This window comes from Lysinibacillus sp. IITD104 (genome assembly GCF_036698265.2).
GTDB lineage: Bacteria > Bacillota > Bacilli > Bacillales_A > Planococcaceae > Lysinibacillus > Lysinibacillus boronitolerans.
The window spans coordinates 2,486,987-2,501,390 of the sequence record NZ_JBAHYH020000001.1; the positions used below are offsets into that span (position 1 = coordinate 2,486,987).

Genomic DNA, 14,404 nt, shown 5'->3' on the forward strand with positions numbered 1-14,404 from the left:
AAATGTTAATAATCATGTGGCTACCGTTAAAATTTAGTATACTTACATTTATTAATTAGTTTAATTTACAGCATAGATAAGTAATTTTGAAAGTAGAGGTGTTTGGATGAAAACATGGACAAAGACTATAAACATAAATGCCCCCATCGAAAACGTTTGGAAATTACTTGATGGCTCTTTAGCTGACATGCAGAAGATTATGCCACAGGTAATTGAAAACAAGCCTGTAAAAGTAACAGAAGAAGGGGTTGGCAGTATTTATCGCCAAAAATATAAAGAAGGAAAACGTATCGAAACGTATGATGTAGAAACATTGGAACATTCGAATACACCTGATAAAAAAATATTGAAAGTAGGCTTTGTACTCGCTAATTTGTTTGAAATTACGGCTTACTATGAATTAAATAAAATAAATGAAACAGAGACTTCCTTTACTTATTCCGTAACAAATAATGCGTTAAAATGGTTCGTCAAATTATTTTTATTGTTTGCATCGGATAAAGTAGTCGTACAATTTTTAGAACGGGTCAAAACAGTTGCTGAAGCGCAAGACTAGCACCTAAAAAATAAACCGTAGAACTCCCTTGAGGTGAGCTTCTACGGTTTATTTATTACTAAAAGTCTGAACCTGTAATTTCTTTTAACTTACCGTTCTCTTTAATCTTTTTAAGGCCTTCATTTAACTTATCTAAAAGCTCTTTGTTCCCCTTTTGAACCATGAAACCATAGTATTCTTTTTCGAAGGAATCATCTTTAATTACTTTGATTTTGTCATTTGGATGTGCCTTGATATATTCATAAACAACTGAATTATCTCCAATCGCCGCTTCTACGTTGCCATTCAGCATCTCTTGAATAGCAATTGGTTGATTTTCGAAAGCAAAAATGTTGGGACTAGATTCACCCTGTAGCTTCTTGGCAGCCATATGACCAGTAGCATTAATTTGTACAGAAATCTTTTTATCTTTTAATTCATCCAATGATTGGATCTTTGAATCTTCTTTCACCACGATTAATAATTGAGATTCGTAGTACGGCTCAGTAAAATCAAATGTTTCCTTACGCTCGTCCGTAATTGTAATCCCTGCCCCACCAATATCTGTTTCACCATTTTTAATTGTTTGGAATACAGGCTCCCATCCAATACTTTCCCACTTCACTTCAAAATCCATTTCATCTGCGATTGCTTGTAGCACATCCACATCAATCCCTACAATTTTCCCTTTATCATCGAGTGATACGATAGGGGCAAATGTAGCCTCAGTACCTACCTTATAAACTTTTTTACTATCTCCATCACCTGATGATGTATTGTCTTTCGAGCCGCAACCCGCTAAAACTAGCGTGAAAGCTGCCATAATTGTAAGCAACACCATTAAATTTCGTTTCATAGCCCATCCCCCTAGTATGTTATTTTTTCCATAATGCGTATTATTTTTCGCAATTCGGAAATGTAAGACTATTACGTAAATTATAGTGACAATATTCTCTTTAGACAATACTTTTTTGTATAAAAATAATCATTTCTTTATAAATAGTATTATTCAATCTCGTTTTTAGGATAAAAAGGAATAAATAGTTAACCAGAAGCTATACAAAAAAAGAATCTCCCTTAGGAAATTCTTTTTTGAGCATCTAATCTTTATCGTATTGGATGTTCAAAATTCCAATTTGTATAAATGGCAGCAGCCTGAACTGGGTGTGAGGAGGTATCTTCTGTATAGCCACCAATTAAATTACCTACTCTAAAAGTAGGCTCAAATAGCTGTTCCTCCTTAGGTGGTGCTGTCGGTCCATCTATTCCTATTTTGGTTTTGTCTGTCACGACTACTTCCATACCGTTATCCAATGTAAAGCTCAACCCATCTTCTCCGACTTCTGTAATGGTCCCTTCGATATTTACTAGCGCACTTGCCGCAGGAGCTGAATGGTCCGCAACAATTCTCTCCGTCAAATCAATTGGTGTATCATGATTTATATTTACTATAGCAAGGACAGCAATCACTGCACAGGCTATTAAGCTTCCCACACTAATTCTTACTTTTTTCATAAAGGACCTCTTTTTATATTCCATCATCTCTTCCTGCATCTTACGCTTAAATTCCTCAGAAGCATGAATCTGCTTCATCATATTCTTATAAGCATTCATCATCCTTTGCTCCCCTCTTCTAGAATCGTTTTCAGCTTCATTCGTGCCCTTCTGAGCTTTGAGCCTACTGTATTGACGTTGATCTCTAATAAATCAGCCATTTCTGCCGTTGTATAGCCCTCGTAATAATGTAAATACACAATGACTCTCTCTTCTGAAGGAAGCTCAAAAATTTCAGTAAGAACCATCTGCTCCTCTTTTGCAATAAAGGCCATTTCTTCTGTAATGGGTACTGTCTTCTTCACACGTGAGGATTTAAAATAATCCTTGCACTTATTAAATGTCACCTTTATGAGCCAAGCCTTTAAATGTGCTTCATGAGCGAAGGGCTTGTTCTGCCTCATCAGTGTCATATAAACCTCCTGCACAATGTCCTCCGCCTCAGCCATATTTTTGGTCTGTTGCACAGCAATTCGTATGAGGGTGTCACTATATGTTTGAACAATTTCTTGCACACTTAAGCCAGCAAACTTTATCATATTTTTCACCTAACCTCCTTCATGACATAATACGATTCAACTTCAGCTATTCGTGCAACAGATACACTTTAGCTTACATTTTAATAAAAAAAGAGACCCTTCATTAGAATCACAAATGAATCACCCTTCTTAGATGTAAATAGACATGCAAAAACCCGCAAACCGTAGATGATTTGCGGGTCCCTCTCTTCATTGCCAAGCTCGATTGTTCCATTGCTTGAAAAATTCGTCCTCAGCCAAAATAGCTTCATAAATAGGGATAAAGAATTGCTTCAGAATCCCTGTCATCTCGAGTGTAGAAGTTAGCTCGATTGTAAAATGATGTCGATCAAATAATTCCACAATATACGCCTGCAATCTTCGTCCTTCAATAGTTTGCGTTTGTAGCAATTGTTGTACTTCATTTATTGTTTTTTCTGTCTTTTCTAATGCTGGATACTGGTAAATTTCGATAAATTTTTGTGCAAGCACGAATTCTGTTGGATATGTATAAACCACCGCCGCCTTATTGTCTAGCAAGCTAGGAAAATTAATGGTCTTTGGTGTTATTCGCATGTTTTCTTTAAAGGTAATCCTTACTTCTATGTATACTGTCATTTTACCCAATGTAGCGGGTATGCTTAGTTGAATTTTATCATTCGATACGGACGATTCGATCCGCTGTGCATCCCATTCAATGCCATCCGCTGGTATTGCTAGTGAGCAAATTTCTTTAAAGGCCTGTTTCACTATATCATGTTGATGAACGCTTGCTTGCGCTGTCAGCGAGACTTCCTTGGTAGGCTTCACCAATCCATTTGTTAAAGCAAATAATAGTAGATCCCCATCTAGATAAAATTGATCTTCATAGGAGGATACGGATAGACGATAAAGCAGTCTTTCTTGGCAATAGCGTGATACTAGCTGCTCCATATTGTCTTGCCGTGTAGCCATTTCTTCTAATTGTGTCACGACATTCGTCGATAGTGTGTCGATATTTCCCATTGACATCCCTCACCTTTTTGATTTTTCTGATTTTTTATGCAGAATTTAGATTTTTACTAAAATTCATGCTTTTATTATCACTTATTTATGGAAGAGAGTAAACGGTAATGTATACCAAAAAGGCCTGTCATGGTTGGACATGACAGGCCTTAAAATTAGACAAGGGGCAGCCTCGCTGTTGCGAAACTACCCCTTTAGTATTTATAGGTAACATTCTCGTAAATTGTAAAAGTCTCAACCCAATCGTCTGGGGAATATTATCTTGAAACCAGATTCGTTTCATCACCGCGGTAAAATTCCACTGTGTGCCTTCTAACTTAAGCAACGCAAACCCTACCATCTTTTGCGTCCTTGCAGCCCCAAAGCATGCGCCAGTGTGAATAAGTATCTACAAAAACAAAAAGCAGAATGCCAGATTACGGAAATATGCCACCTAAAATAGCACGTGTTCTATTATAGCACAACAAATTTAATATGTAAAACTAAATATATGGAACATAGTTTTATGTATATTTCCACTTTTTTCTACTCTGATTATACAGCTTAATATGCTTATAAAGCTTCGCTGAAGGTTCGTAATCTAGATCCCAAATGTTAACTTTGGATAATACCAATTTACTACAAGACTAAAGTTGTGTTTTTTTACAATATATAGTATATTTTAAATATTGCATAATATACTAATATTTGGGGGTTAAAAACTTGCTACATATCATACCAAATGATCTTCCTACCTTAACTAAGGGTGAGCGCAGTATGCTCAATAAAATTAAAAATCTATATAAAGCACAAAAAAGCGATGCCTACCTCTACATTCAACCCAAAATTAAAAATCTTATTCCAGATTTTATTTTGATTGATTGTTTAAGGGGTGTAAGTATTTTGGAAGTGAAGGATTGGAGTATTGAATACCTAGCATCTTGGACTCGTCTAGAATTTAAAAATATCCACGGTGAGAAATTAGAAAATCCTGTATTTAAAGCCGGTCAATACTATAAGTCGCTAGAAGGTTTATTCTCAATGGATGATAGATTATACAACGCGCAAGGTGAACTCGATGTGAAGCTCTCTTCCTATGCTATTTTACCTCATCTAAAAAGAGCTGCCTTTGAAGAAAATCACTTAGCAGATGTTTTTGATCAAAAACCTGCCAACTATCTACTTTCAGAGGATTTAAACATTTTAGAAATATCAGACCTATTTTCAGAAATTAAGCCTGTGAGTCCTCAATTTTTAAAGATAATTAGAACCATTATTTTCCCAGAAATTCAAATATTATCTACAAACGAAAATTACACTCAGGAATTAATCACTGCATTAGATGCCGAGCAAGAACGGTTTGCCAAAAATATCTCATATGGTCATTACATGGTAACAGGTGTTCCTGGCAGTGGAAAAACAGTTATGCTTTTAGCAAGAGCTATTCATTTACTTAGAGAAAACCCCGATTGGAATATTCGTATTCTGACATACAATAGAAGCTTAGCCACAAAACTAGAGCAAAAAGTTAAAAGCTTAGCAGAAAATTTATCATTTTTAGATATACATGTTGAGAATATAGAAATTAGTACCTTTCATAAATTTGCACTAGATGTAGCTCATGTCCCTATTCCCAAATTATCTGGTGAGGAACAGCAAAAATGGTGGGACTATGATTTGCCAAGTTTGTCCTTGGAAAAAGCAAAACCAAAATATGAAGCAATTTTAATTGATGAATACCAAGATTTTTTAGACGATTGGATCCGTTTAGCCGTTCAAAGCTGTAAACCTTTTAAAACTTTTGATAGTAAAAAAGAAGAAAAAATCAGCATTAATTTATTTTTAGCTGGTGATCGCTTACAAAGTCTCTACCGTTCAACAGATACACCTTGGACAGAAATTGACCCTATTTTAGACATGCGCGGCAGAAGTAAATTACTAAAAAAAGCCTATCGTTCTGCCAATGAACACATTGATTTAGCTCTGCAATTTTTAAGTGTAGATGATAAATTAAAGGCTGAGGTAGAGAAGTTTTATTGCCCCATGAAGGAAATTGAGTATGAGAATTCGGTTGAAAATGGCATTGGTACTATTGAAGGAGAACTTGAAGAAGTAGCTATAAAGATTGAGGAATTGATTTATAAAGTTGGCTATACTCCAAACGATATAATGGTACTCTGTAAAGATTGGTATAGAGCTCAGGCTTTTATCAATGCACTTCCAAAAGTACTACAAGCAAAAGCCGAGATAATAAAGAAAAAAGCATCGACTGAGCAGAAAATTATTGTGACTACTTATCAATCAGCTAAAGGATTAGAAGCTCCAATTGTATTTTTATTGGATACAGATAGATTCATCTCTACTTCTGTAAAGGAAGAAGCATTGAAATACCGAAAAACCATGTATGTAGGTATTACAAGAGCTTCTGAGCAATTGTACATTCACGCTGAAAATTTCTATAAAGAATCCTATGCAAAGGAAATGAAGGCATTGCTTCAACAAACAATACCTGTTCCTTAAATTAAGAAATCTTAAAAAACTAGAATTTCCGAGAAAAAATTATATATAAATGAACATTAGAATTTTATTTACAAAAGCTCAAGGAATTATAAATGGAAAAAATCAGTATGTTAGGATATTTCTCCTAACATACTGTTCTATTTTTCGTGCTAGCCATTTATTAGATCTTGTTCAGACCTCTAACACACCATAATGAAATTTTGCAGTTATCCGTTCATGCTGCTGAAAGCCATAGGTCGCAAACCACTCTGAGCGAAAATGTGCCTTTAACACCACACGCTTTTTCGCTACACGCTTGGCTTCATTAACCCATTCATCGGTTAATGTGACATGCTCCCCTGCTAGCCGTAGTGCCTGAAAATTATTGGCCTCTTCAATAACCTTCTCAAACATCGGGTCCATATAGACTACATCAAACGCATTGTCTGGTAGGGTTTTCAAATAGCGAACAGCCTCAGACTGTATTACCTCGATGTGTCGCATACAGGCAGTTAATGGTAGCTCGGATGTATCATAGGCTTGCATCCCCTGTCTAACAATAAACGCTACATTTGGATTCGCTTCCAGTCCCACAACACGACCTGCTTCACCCACTGTATAAGCCGCTAAAATGGCATCTGCAGCTAAACCTAATGTACAATCCAACACCGAATCCCCCAGTTGAAGCTGTGCCGCTTCCAAAAAAGGCTCTGCCTCACCTCGGGCCACACGCTTTAATCGAAACGCCGCAGAATTGGGGTGAAAGAAAAACGGCTCCTGCGCCCCATAGGCATAATACTCGAAGCGATTCTTGCCCGCCACGATCACATGTGCTTGTAACTCCTGTGAAATCTTGCGAACAGAGCGCTTGTTTCGTGGCTCAAACGCAGCACCTAATTCTTGACACGCAAAAGCAGCGAGCGCCATCGATACATCGTCTGGTCTGCCCGCTGTCGTCACAATCGTTTTTAATTCTCGCATGTTTGCTCTAACACGCCAGTTAAATGAGAGACAATCTGCTCCACAGGGAATCCCTCAATTTGTTCACGTGGGATAAAGTAAGCCAACTCCCCATCCTTTAAAATCGCCATAGATGGTGAGCTAGGTGGCACATCCTCAAAATAACCACGCATCGCCGCAGTCGCCTCTGGATCCTGCCCCGCAAACACCGTCACAAGATGATCTGGCTTCACCGCTGCTATTGCCTCACGCGCCGCTGGACGAGCAAGCCCTGCCGCACAACCACAAACCGAGTTAATCACCACTAACGATGTTCCCTTCGTCTCCGCCATAAATTCATTCACCGCATCCGCAGTCGTTAGCTCCGTAAAACCAGCCTCCACAAGCTCCTCACGCATCGGCTTCACAACCTGCTTCATATATTCATCATAAGCGTTCATGCTTTTACCCTCTTTCCTATGTATTCGCAAAGCTTATTATAGCAAGGTTTTCTGTGAATGTACAAAGACATGCTTTTTGCTTGATTTCGTGGGTTTTTGGGGGGAATGTGACTTTTTTGTGTAACGGATAGTGGTTTTATTCGGGGTCGTTACATACCTAAAAAATGGATCTAAATGGGATGTAACTGGATCATTGAGGAAAAATGACCAGGCTTAATGATCATTAAATACCTGGTCACTTCTATTTAATATTGATTTAAAGCACATTCAATTTCAGCTATCCAAGTTTTCCCGCCATAAACGACAAAGGGTGTTTCACTATCTTTCCTATCAAAAATCTTAATTCTTTGAGAGATAAGAAGATTTAAGCCAAGCTCAGCACGATCTACATCCTTCAATCTAAGTTCCCAATATAAATTAGGATTAATATTCAAAGCATGAGCACAAAAAATAAGGCGTTGATTGGTTAATAACAAGCGCCCTCCATCCGATTTAGTTGCACTATAATAAATGTTCGCCATTCCAGAGCGTATTGGTAGCTCATTCGTACCCATCTCAATTTCATGGAAAAAAATCTTTTTATAAGTTGGTTTAAATTCATTTAGATCATATTTAAATTGTTTCGAATCAGTGGTGATGATGTAACTCCCACAGTATTCACATGACTTATTGCTTGGGTTAAAAACTGCAGCACAGTTTGGACAATTCAAAGCTTTCACCATGCGTCATCTCTCCTATTATGGATTTATATAGAGTATACTTTGAATCCTAAAATATACCAAGAGTTTCTCAACAAAAAGAGTGGTTCTCTATAAAATAAAAACCACTTGATATATATACCATTTGATTTACAATTAAATAAAATTATAAAGGATGATGACATATGAAACTTACAGAAAAGGTAGAAGCAGTTATTAAGGCTGCACAGGCTGTTAAAGATGGTGAGGGCGAACATACGTCGTATCGTATTTTTAAGGAGTGTGGGTTACACAAGGGGCAATTAAACGTTATGTAGATGGTGTTAGCGACATTAACCGTATGGGATTAGGAGTAGCTGAAAAGCTTGGTGAATACTATGATAATCACTTAGCAAAATAAATGAAAAAACTTTTATAAATCACTTGGCTTCAATCGAAGTATAAACCGTATGATGAATAAACAAAAAGGACCAGGTACAGTTCACTATCAATTGAGCTCCTTGTCTTTTGTTTATATGGCTAATAAGAAATTCTTCTACCTAAGTTTTTAGTGCTTAATTAGCGAACCTCAAGATCAGATACCCCTTCACACTTCAATTATTTACCAATACAATATTAGATATCAAATGTTATTGATTAAGAATAAACATTTTAAGGAGGGAAGAAATGTCTAAAAAAGCAGCTGGAAGAGATCTTACTCAAGAAGAAATTAATAACATATTAAGCAAAAACAATAACAAAACAATTGGTCGTCTTGCAACTGATGAAGATATTAAATTTATTGAAGAAGAATTAATTAAATTTATACAAAAGAATTCTTATCCTAACACTTCTGATCAACAATATATTGTAAGCTTACAAAAACTACTCGATCATATTTCCGACTATAATGTAACAATTAATGATACTTTCTCTGAAAGTATTATTTGTACTTTTAAATCAAAAGAAAAAAAATTAATTACTGATGATTTAATCGACATTCAATTCATAACTATTCATAAAGAATGAATTAAATTTTGTAAAACCCCTAAATAACAACTTTTACAAGTTATCATTTAGGGGTTTTTTTAGTTCAATTCATATACCTATTCGTAATAGAAAGTCCCATTAACTTGACTTACAATCCCTTTAGATGCTGTATCAATGACTTTACCATCTCTTATTACTGCTTCTATCACCATTTTTGCAGGATTACCAAAATGAGCCACTGATTTCAATCCAGATACTTTGGTAATACCGTATTTTACATTAGCTTCATTAAAGGGCTCTGAAAACATTAGAATCCACTGGTTTGCCCCTGGTGATAAAGACCACCCCTTTATATTCCCCCCAATCTGATCAATTGTTGTGAAAGGAATTGTACTTTGTACATGTGCCTGTGCTTCAAAATTAGTTTTATTGCGGTAGAAATTTTGGAAACCAAGATTTCCTGCTCCTAATGCCATTGACATGATGCCAACATTATCAGTAGGAATATCTTCCTGAATTGCAATATCAGTTAAATTCAATTCTTCAAGAATTTTTGTTAAATCTACTTCTTTCGCTGGATTTTCTTCTAACTCTTCCAGTGATTTATTAACTATTAGTTCAAACTCTGCTACAGTTGCAGCTCTTTGATTGTCTATATTCGAAAAATTACTACGATCAAGTATTGCATTTATTTCATCTTGTGAAAGCATATCATCCAGATCTGTTTCTGAACTAGCAAAAACTGATGTAGGGACTATTAACAAAATCAATCCCAATATTAAACTTGTAATACTAAACTTTAAAAATTTCATTTCCTTGTAACTCCCTTATTTATGTACCAAATCTTAAATAGATAAGAAGATTCAGTTTAATTATTTTTTCAATGCAAAAGTAACGTTACTAATTAAAAAATCCTTTATACTCGAGTTACTTTTATACTATCATTCAAAAGAAATTTAAATCAACGTTTAATTCACGCCATTTTCCTCAAAATTCTCCGTCACTTTTTGGCGTGGAATATACTAAGACCGTCAGATAACGCCATTAAGAACGCAATATTTTGGCGGTTCTTATAAAACAAAATGATACTAAAGTTACATTATCAACATTTACAAAACATATTGTTTGACCTTAATTACATTGTAGTTACTATTCATTTTGTAATCTTAAAATAACAATTTGTACTTAAATATCTGTTGACAGTATATTGACTTTCTGATAATCAAAATAAAAAAAGGTCCGTTAACTTAATTGTTAATGGACCTTAGTTGTTAAACACTACGTTGTGCAATGATGATTTTTAAACCTTCAAAATCACCACTTGTCATAGTGCCATTATCGAATTTCTCCAACCAAGATTTATCGAACAGTTTTTTGTCGACTGATTGTTGAATGTAATCACGTACTGCAGCTTTTGCGGTTGTGCTAGTGAATTTCATAGTATCATCATCCTCTACAATTTGTTGTTCTGATTCATTTGATTCCATAGCTTCCTCTATGTGTTTCAAGAAGCTATTCCAACGATCTTCTGCCAAAATACGATGAGGACAATATTTCCCTGACCAATCCTTCTAAGGGGAAATTTCAAGAATTAAAATTGAGGTGAGTTAAATGACGTTCGCATCGTTTGGATTAGTATGTATACCCATTTTTTATCTTTATCAAATTATCTTTTACTTCTCTTTTAGAAAAAAAGAACCTAAAGAATCCACCTTAAAGTATTACAAATTTACATGCGTGACCAATTTTTTGATTTTTTGTGCGACTAGTCCATTAGGACTTTTTATCGGTGTTATGGCAACTGATAGTGGAGAATTCCCTATGGTTTCATTCGGGTTTTTATCCATCACTGTTTTACCATTACTTTTCTTCATTTGGTCACTAAGAGATTTTTTAATTTTACATAAAAAGTAAGATAAGCAGTAAATAAAAACATAAAAAAGCCCCGGCTCAACATTATTTGAGTACCTGAGCTTTGGAAATGATACATGTTTAGTCATTCTTTTTATCTCTGTTTTTATCAAGAAATTCAAATACTACGAAAATTATACCCATAAGAATTGTAAATTTAAGTGCCTTCATAAATGATTCATCAAAAATAAAGTAAGAACTTATTAACAAAACAAAAATAGCAGCGATATATCTTAATAAAGCTCTATACATCTGTTCCTCCTTTATCCAAACTCTAAAACTAGTAAGTAAACACTTAATTTTTATGCCTTATTAATATTATTAAAAAATCGGTTCAATAACAGTCGATTTCGCATAACGTGTATTTCTATCGACAATATCCCCTGCAGCATTTGTTATGTTTTCATATCTCATTATTTCATAGTCACCTAAGAATTGCCCATTAGTTGGACTAAATGAACCAGGGCCTAACTCTCTCCAAGCATGTGTTGAAGTATAGTATACTTTATCCGTTGTCCCACCATTTACAAAGAAGAAAGTTCCAACCGCTGCTACTACAGATCTTACAAATTTATTGTAGATACTTGTAACGTTAATTAAATAATACGATACTGCTGCAGCGACATTTACTTTACCAGCTTTTTCAATTGTAGTACTACCATATTTGTCGTAAAGCGGATTATGTACCTAATTTGTTGGATACGTAGTAGCAAATGGAGAAATTTGATTAATGGTAATTTCTTGTGAGTTTACTTCATTTAAAAAGCTTTTTTCTACTAAACCGTTTGCTTCTTCCACCAATTCAGGAGAAGGATTTTTGAGGATAATTATATTTTTTTCTATAGTATATTCTATTCCATTTTCATCTAAGGTATTAATTACCCTTTCATTAACACTAGAACTTTCTTGAAAAACAATGTTTTCAATTGTGTGATCTTCATTACTACTAGCAAAAGCCGGAGTTAGATTAAATGCAAAAAATAAACAACTTATTAGCAAGTATGAAATTGTTTTTTTCATTGTATAAATCTCCTTTTCCTTATAGTTAATCTAGTTGCTATAGCAATTTAGTAATCCTCGAGTTAAACTCATCCTACCATTTCTCAAAATAGTAATTCAACATTATGTTTACGCCACTATCTGACGCCTATAACGCCATTTTTTGGCGGTGTTAAATTAATTATTTAGAAAGTACGCCAAATCACGCCACTTATACCGTCATTATTTGGCGCATTTTTTATTATTTTATATAATAAAAGCAACATTTTTAGTGAAATTCAAACTATATAGCCGATTTAATGTAGTTTCTATTAACAAACGTTAATAGTACTGTTAATTGTTTAATTATTAATAGCATTGAATTATTCTTTGCTTGTACAGCGACTTCTCACTTTACTTAGAGCTCTATTTCACATCACAAATTACTTGTTAAATTGTATCCCTCCTATCAACAAACTCATCTAGTTTTAATAGGGTCTTCCACAATAAATATTCTTTACCTATTACTTTTTTTCCTTCTGTAATTCAAACCATCCGTTCAATATATATTGTTATTGCAAATTTTCATATTCAATATATGCTTCTTCGGCAGTGGTAGTTATGATAGTTTATATCCAACTGACTTAATACTGTGTTCTTGATAGTATTTCTCCACGTTTTTTCAATGCTTACTGGTGCCATCATCTAATCTGATTAAACCTGACAATCAATTACTAATAAAAGTAAATATACTAAATATTTTCAAGTTCAGTACGATAACAACTATGGAACTAAAAATGTAATTAGGAAGGTGATAATTTATCATGATGACGACCAATTTCTCTACTATGCAATATTTAATGTCACGAAAGTCCTCGTCTAAGTATTATGGGTTGACGCGACAAATGAGCAAGGAAGTTAAAGCTACATCGAAAGAGGATCAAGAAAAAATAAATAATGTAAATAAAATTCTTGAAGAAAGTAAAACTTCTAAACTATCTAGCAAACAAATTGAAACGTTAAAAAGTGCTGTAAAGCAAGGGTTATTAGGATCTAGCTCGAATCATTTAAGCCCATTAGGTACGTACAACTATAAAAAATCTATCGCAAGTTCGAATTCAAACTTACATTCAACTTTGAGAGCTTATCGAAATTCTATCTAGTTTTTAAACACCCTTTAACCTATTAGAGGGTGTTTTGTCTCGTAAGACAGGTTTCATATCATGGTATTCAATTAACCAAATTCGAACATATGTGTGCTTTTAAATCCTTATCCCCTTTTAAACGTCCATTATATAAAAAGGATCACTTCATAACAGTGACCCTTTCAACGATTATTTAAAATTCTGTGGTTTTACCACTTTAAATGAAGCAACTTCCCCGCAGTTTTTACAAAAAGTCATTTGGAGTGGTGACCCTACTGCCATAATCGCTCCAATAGGTCGTATATTGCCTTGGCTTGTAGTACCACCCACCTGTCCAATCGTAAATTTATCTCGACCACAAGCCTTGCAAACTATTTTTTCATTCTCCATCATATCACCTCATTTTATGTAATTTATGTAAATTATAACATATAAATATCTGGTATAAGCGATGAGCGGGTCTCCCCATCAAATCTATAAAATATCTAGGAAAATAATGAAGAAGAAGAAGAAGATATTCTTATTATTCATTTTGTTATTGCTTGTAGCGTGTAATGAAACGGAGGAAAAAACATTTGCATTTCCTGATGAAATCCAAAAAATAATTGTGATGGGACAAGGTGCATATCGTGAGGTAAAGTGACGAACAATTGAACATGCTGAGGACATTGACAGAATAAAAAATGCCATGCAAATTTTAACTGAATCCCTTACAGATGAAGGTCCATTCTATTAGTTGGAAGTGATTTATTACACAAGCTCAAATAGAGGGCGATTTTATCTAAATGATATGTATTCTTTGAACAAAGAAGCGCTTCCAGCTTTCATTAAACTGATTGACAACAATTAACAGACTCCACTTCCTTTAAATCAAGACAAAGCTTTGAACGGACACATAGATTGAAAATATAGATACCCCCATTAGAAACCAACCATAAACTGTTTGCTGTTTTTGAAATTCTTGAATACCTAGCGTGAACATGAAGAAGCCTAAGAACAATATCATGAGGTAATTCAATTGGAAATCTCTTGTGATTAGTCCGTAAACTGCGAGAGATATGCCTGTGATGGAAAAAATAATTTTTAAACAATTTAACATAGCTTTCCACCTCCACTTTTAGTTTATCATACACTAACTCAAGGTTATAGCTACCTAGAAAGACATTGGCATAACTACATTTCCATAGAAAAAGGCATATGCTCATCCGCAGAT

General features: G+C 34.6%; 17 protein-coding genes. 5 read left to right on the forward strand and 12 right to left on the reverse strand.

Annotation, left to right across the window (positions count from 1 at the left end; all coding sequences use genetic code 11):
- Positions 1 to 106 precede the first annotated feature (106 nt).
- A complete protein-coding gene (locus V1L66_RS12635) occupies positions 107 to 556 on the forward strand; it encodes an SRPBCC family protein (protein WP_115674635.1) in 450 nt (149 codons plus the stop codon).
- A 58-nt stretch (positions 557 to 614) separates the two neighbouring features.
- On the opposite strand, the gene V1L66_RS12640 is transcribed toward V1L66_RS12635, so the two are convergent.
- The 4 genes from V1L66_RS12640 to V1L66_RS12655 form a co-directional block, all read right to left on the reverse strand.
- Positions 615 to 1,391 carry a basic amino acid ABC transporter substrate-binding protein gene (locus V1L66_RS12640; RefSeq protein WP_036080789.1) on the reverse strand — a complete coding sequence of 259 codons (777 nt, stop codon included), beginning with the start codon at positions 1,389 to 1,391 and terminating at the stop codon, positions 615 to 617.
- Positions 1,392 to 1,642: 251 nt separating this feature from the next.
- Entirely contained in the window at positions 1,643 to 2,152 is a 510-nt protein-coding gene (locus V1L66_RS12645; protein WP_409072223.1) for a hypothetical protein, read from the reverse strand.
- A complete protein-coding gene (locus tag V1L66_RS12650; RefSeq protein ID WP_016995320.1) occupies positions 2,149 to 2,628 on the reverse strand; it encodes an RNA polymerase sigma factor in 480 nt (159 codons plus the stop codon). The genes V1L66_RS12645 and V1L66_RS12650 overlap by 4 nt, the downstream gene beginning before the upstream one ends.
- 189 nt (positions 2,629 to 2,817) lie before the next feature.
- A complete protein-coding gene (locus V1L66_RS12655; RefSeq protein ID WP_333006676.1) occupies positions 2,818 to 3,612 on the reverse strand; it encodes a nucleotidyl transferase AbiEii/AbiGii toxin family protein in 795 nt (264 codons plus the stop codon).
- A 702-nt stretch (positions 3,613 to 4,314) separates the two neighbouring features.
- Between V1L66_RS12655 and V1L66_RS12660 the strand changes: the two genes are divergently transcribed.
- Complete coding sequence (locus V1L66_RS12660; RefSeq protein WP_333006677.1) at positions 4,315 to 6,111, forward strand: UvrD-helicase domain-containing protein; 1,797 nt, start codon at positions 4,315 to 4,317, stop codon at positions 6,109 to 6,111.
- Positions 6,112 to 6,282: 171 nt separating this feature from the next.
- Here V1L66_RS12660 and V1L66_RS12665 read toward each other — a convergent pair whose 3' ends face one another.
- The 3 genes from V1L66_RS12665 to V1L66_RS12675 form a co-directional block, all read right to left on the reverse strand.
- Positions 6,283 to 7,071 (reverse strand): class I SAM-dependent methyltransferase, encoded by a 789-nt coding sequence (locus V1L66_RS12665; RefSeq protein ID WP_333006678.1) that lies wholly within the window; start codon positions 7,069 to 7,071, stop codon positions 6,283 to 6,285.
- A complete protein-coding gene (locus tag V1L66_RS12670; protein ID WP_004228455.1) occupies positions 7,059 to 7,490 on the reverse strand; it encodes a BrxA/BrxB family bacilliredoxin in 432 nt (143 codons plus the stop codon). Before V1L66_RS12670 ends, V1L66_RS12665 begins: the two co-directional genes overlap by 13 nt.
- Positions 7,491 to 7,735: 245 nt before the next feature.
- Positions 7,736 to 8,212, reverse strand: a complete 477-nt coding sequence (locus V1L66_RS12675) for a hypothetical protein (protein ID WP_258861010.1) — start codon at positions 8,210 to 8,212, stop codon at positions 7,736 to 7,738.
- 161 nt (positions 8,213 to 8,373) lie between these two features.
- Between V1L66_RS12675 and V1L66_RS12680 the strand changes: the two genes are divergently transcribed.
- Together V1L66_RS12680 and V1L66_RS12685 are read left to right on the forward strand one after the other, a co-directional pair.
- Positions 8,374 to 8,505, forward strand: coding sequence for a hypothetical protein (locus V1L66_RS12680; protein ID WP_258861009.1), 132 nt, complete (start codon positions 8,374 to 8,376; stop codon positions 8,503 to 8,505).
- A gap of 349 nt (positions 8,506 to 8,854) precedes the next feature.
- Positions 8,855 to 9,196 carry a hypothetical protein gene (locus V1L66_RS12685; protein WP_333006680.1) on the forward strand — a complete coding sequence of 114 codons (342 nt, stop codon included), beginning with the start codon at positions 8,855 to 8,857 and terminating at the stop codon, positions 9,194 to 9,196.
- Positions 9,197 to 9,273: 77 nt separating this feature from the next.
- Here V1L66_RS12685 and V1L66_RS12690 read toward each other — a convergent pair whose 3' ends face one another.
- The 3 genes from V1L66_RS12690 to V1L66_RS12700 form a co-directional block, all read right to left on the reverse strand.
- A complete protein-coding gene (locus tag V1L66_RS12690) occupies positions 9,274 to 9,969 on the reverse strand; it encodes a hypothetical protein (protein WP_258861007.1) in 696 nt (231 codons plus the stop codon).
- Between the two features lie 459 nt (positions 9,970 to 10,428).
- Positions 10,429 to 10,644, reverse strand: coding sequence for a hypothetical protein (locus V1L66_RS12695; RefSeq protein WP_258861006.1), 216 nt, complete (start codon positions 10,642 to 10,644; stop codon positions 10,429 to 10,431).
- Positions 10,645 to 11,755: 1,111 nt separating this feature from the next.
- Positions 11,756 to 12,088 (reverse strand): hypothetical protein, encoded by a 333-nt coding sequence (locus tag V1L66_RS12700; RefSeq protein WP_333006681.1) that lies wholly within the window; start codon positions 12,086 to 12,088, stop codon positions 11,756 to 11,758.
- 863 nt (positions 12,089 to 12,951) lie between these two features.
- Here V1L66_RS12700 and V1L66_RS12705 point away from each other — a divergent pair.
- Complete coding sequence (locus tag V1L66_RS12705) at positions 12,952 to 13,209, forward strand: hypothetical protein (protein WP_333006682.1); 258 nt, start codon at positions 12,952 to 12,954, stop codon at positions 13,207 to 13,209.
- Positions 13,210 to 13,380: 171 nt separating this feature from the next.
- On the opposite strand, the gene V1L66_RS12710 is transcribed toward V1L66_RS12705, so the two are convergent.
- Positions 13,381 to 13,581 (reverse strand): hypothetical protein, encoded by a 201-nt coding sequence (locus tag V1L66_RS12710; RefSeq protein WP_036080822.1) that lies wholly within the window; start codon positions 13,579 to 13,581, stop codon positions 13,381 to 13,383.
- Positions 13,582 to 14,056: 475 nt separating this feature from the next.
- On the reverse strand, positions 14,057 to 14,290 hold the full coding sequence (locus V1L66_RS12715; RefSeq protein WP_016994512.1) for a DUF3953 domain-containing protein: 234 nt from the start codon (positions 14,288 to 14,290) through the stop codon (positions 14,057 to 14,059).
- Positions 14,291 to 14,404 lie beyond the last annotated feature (114 nt).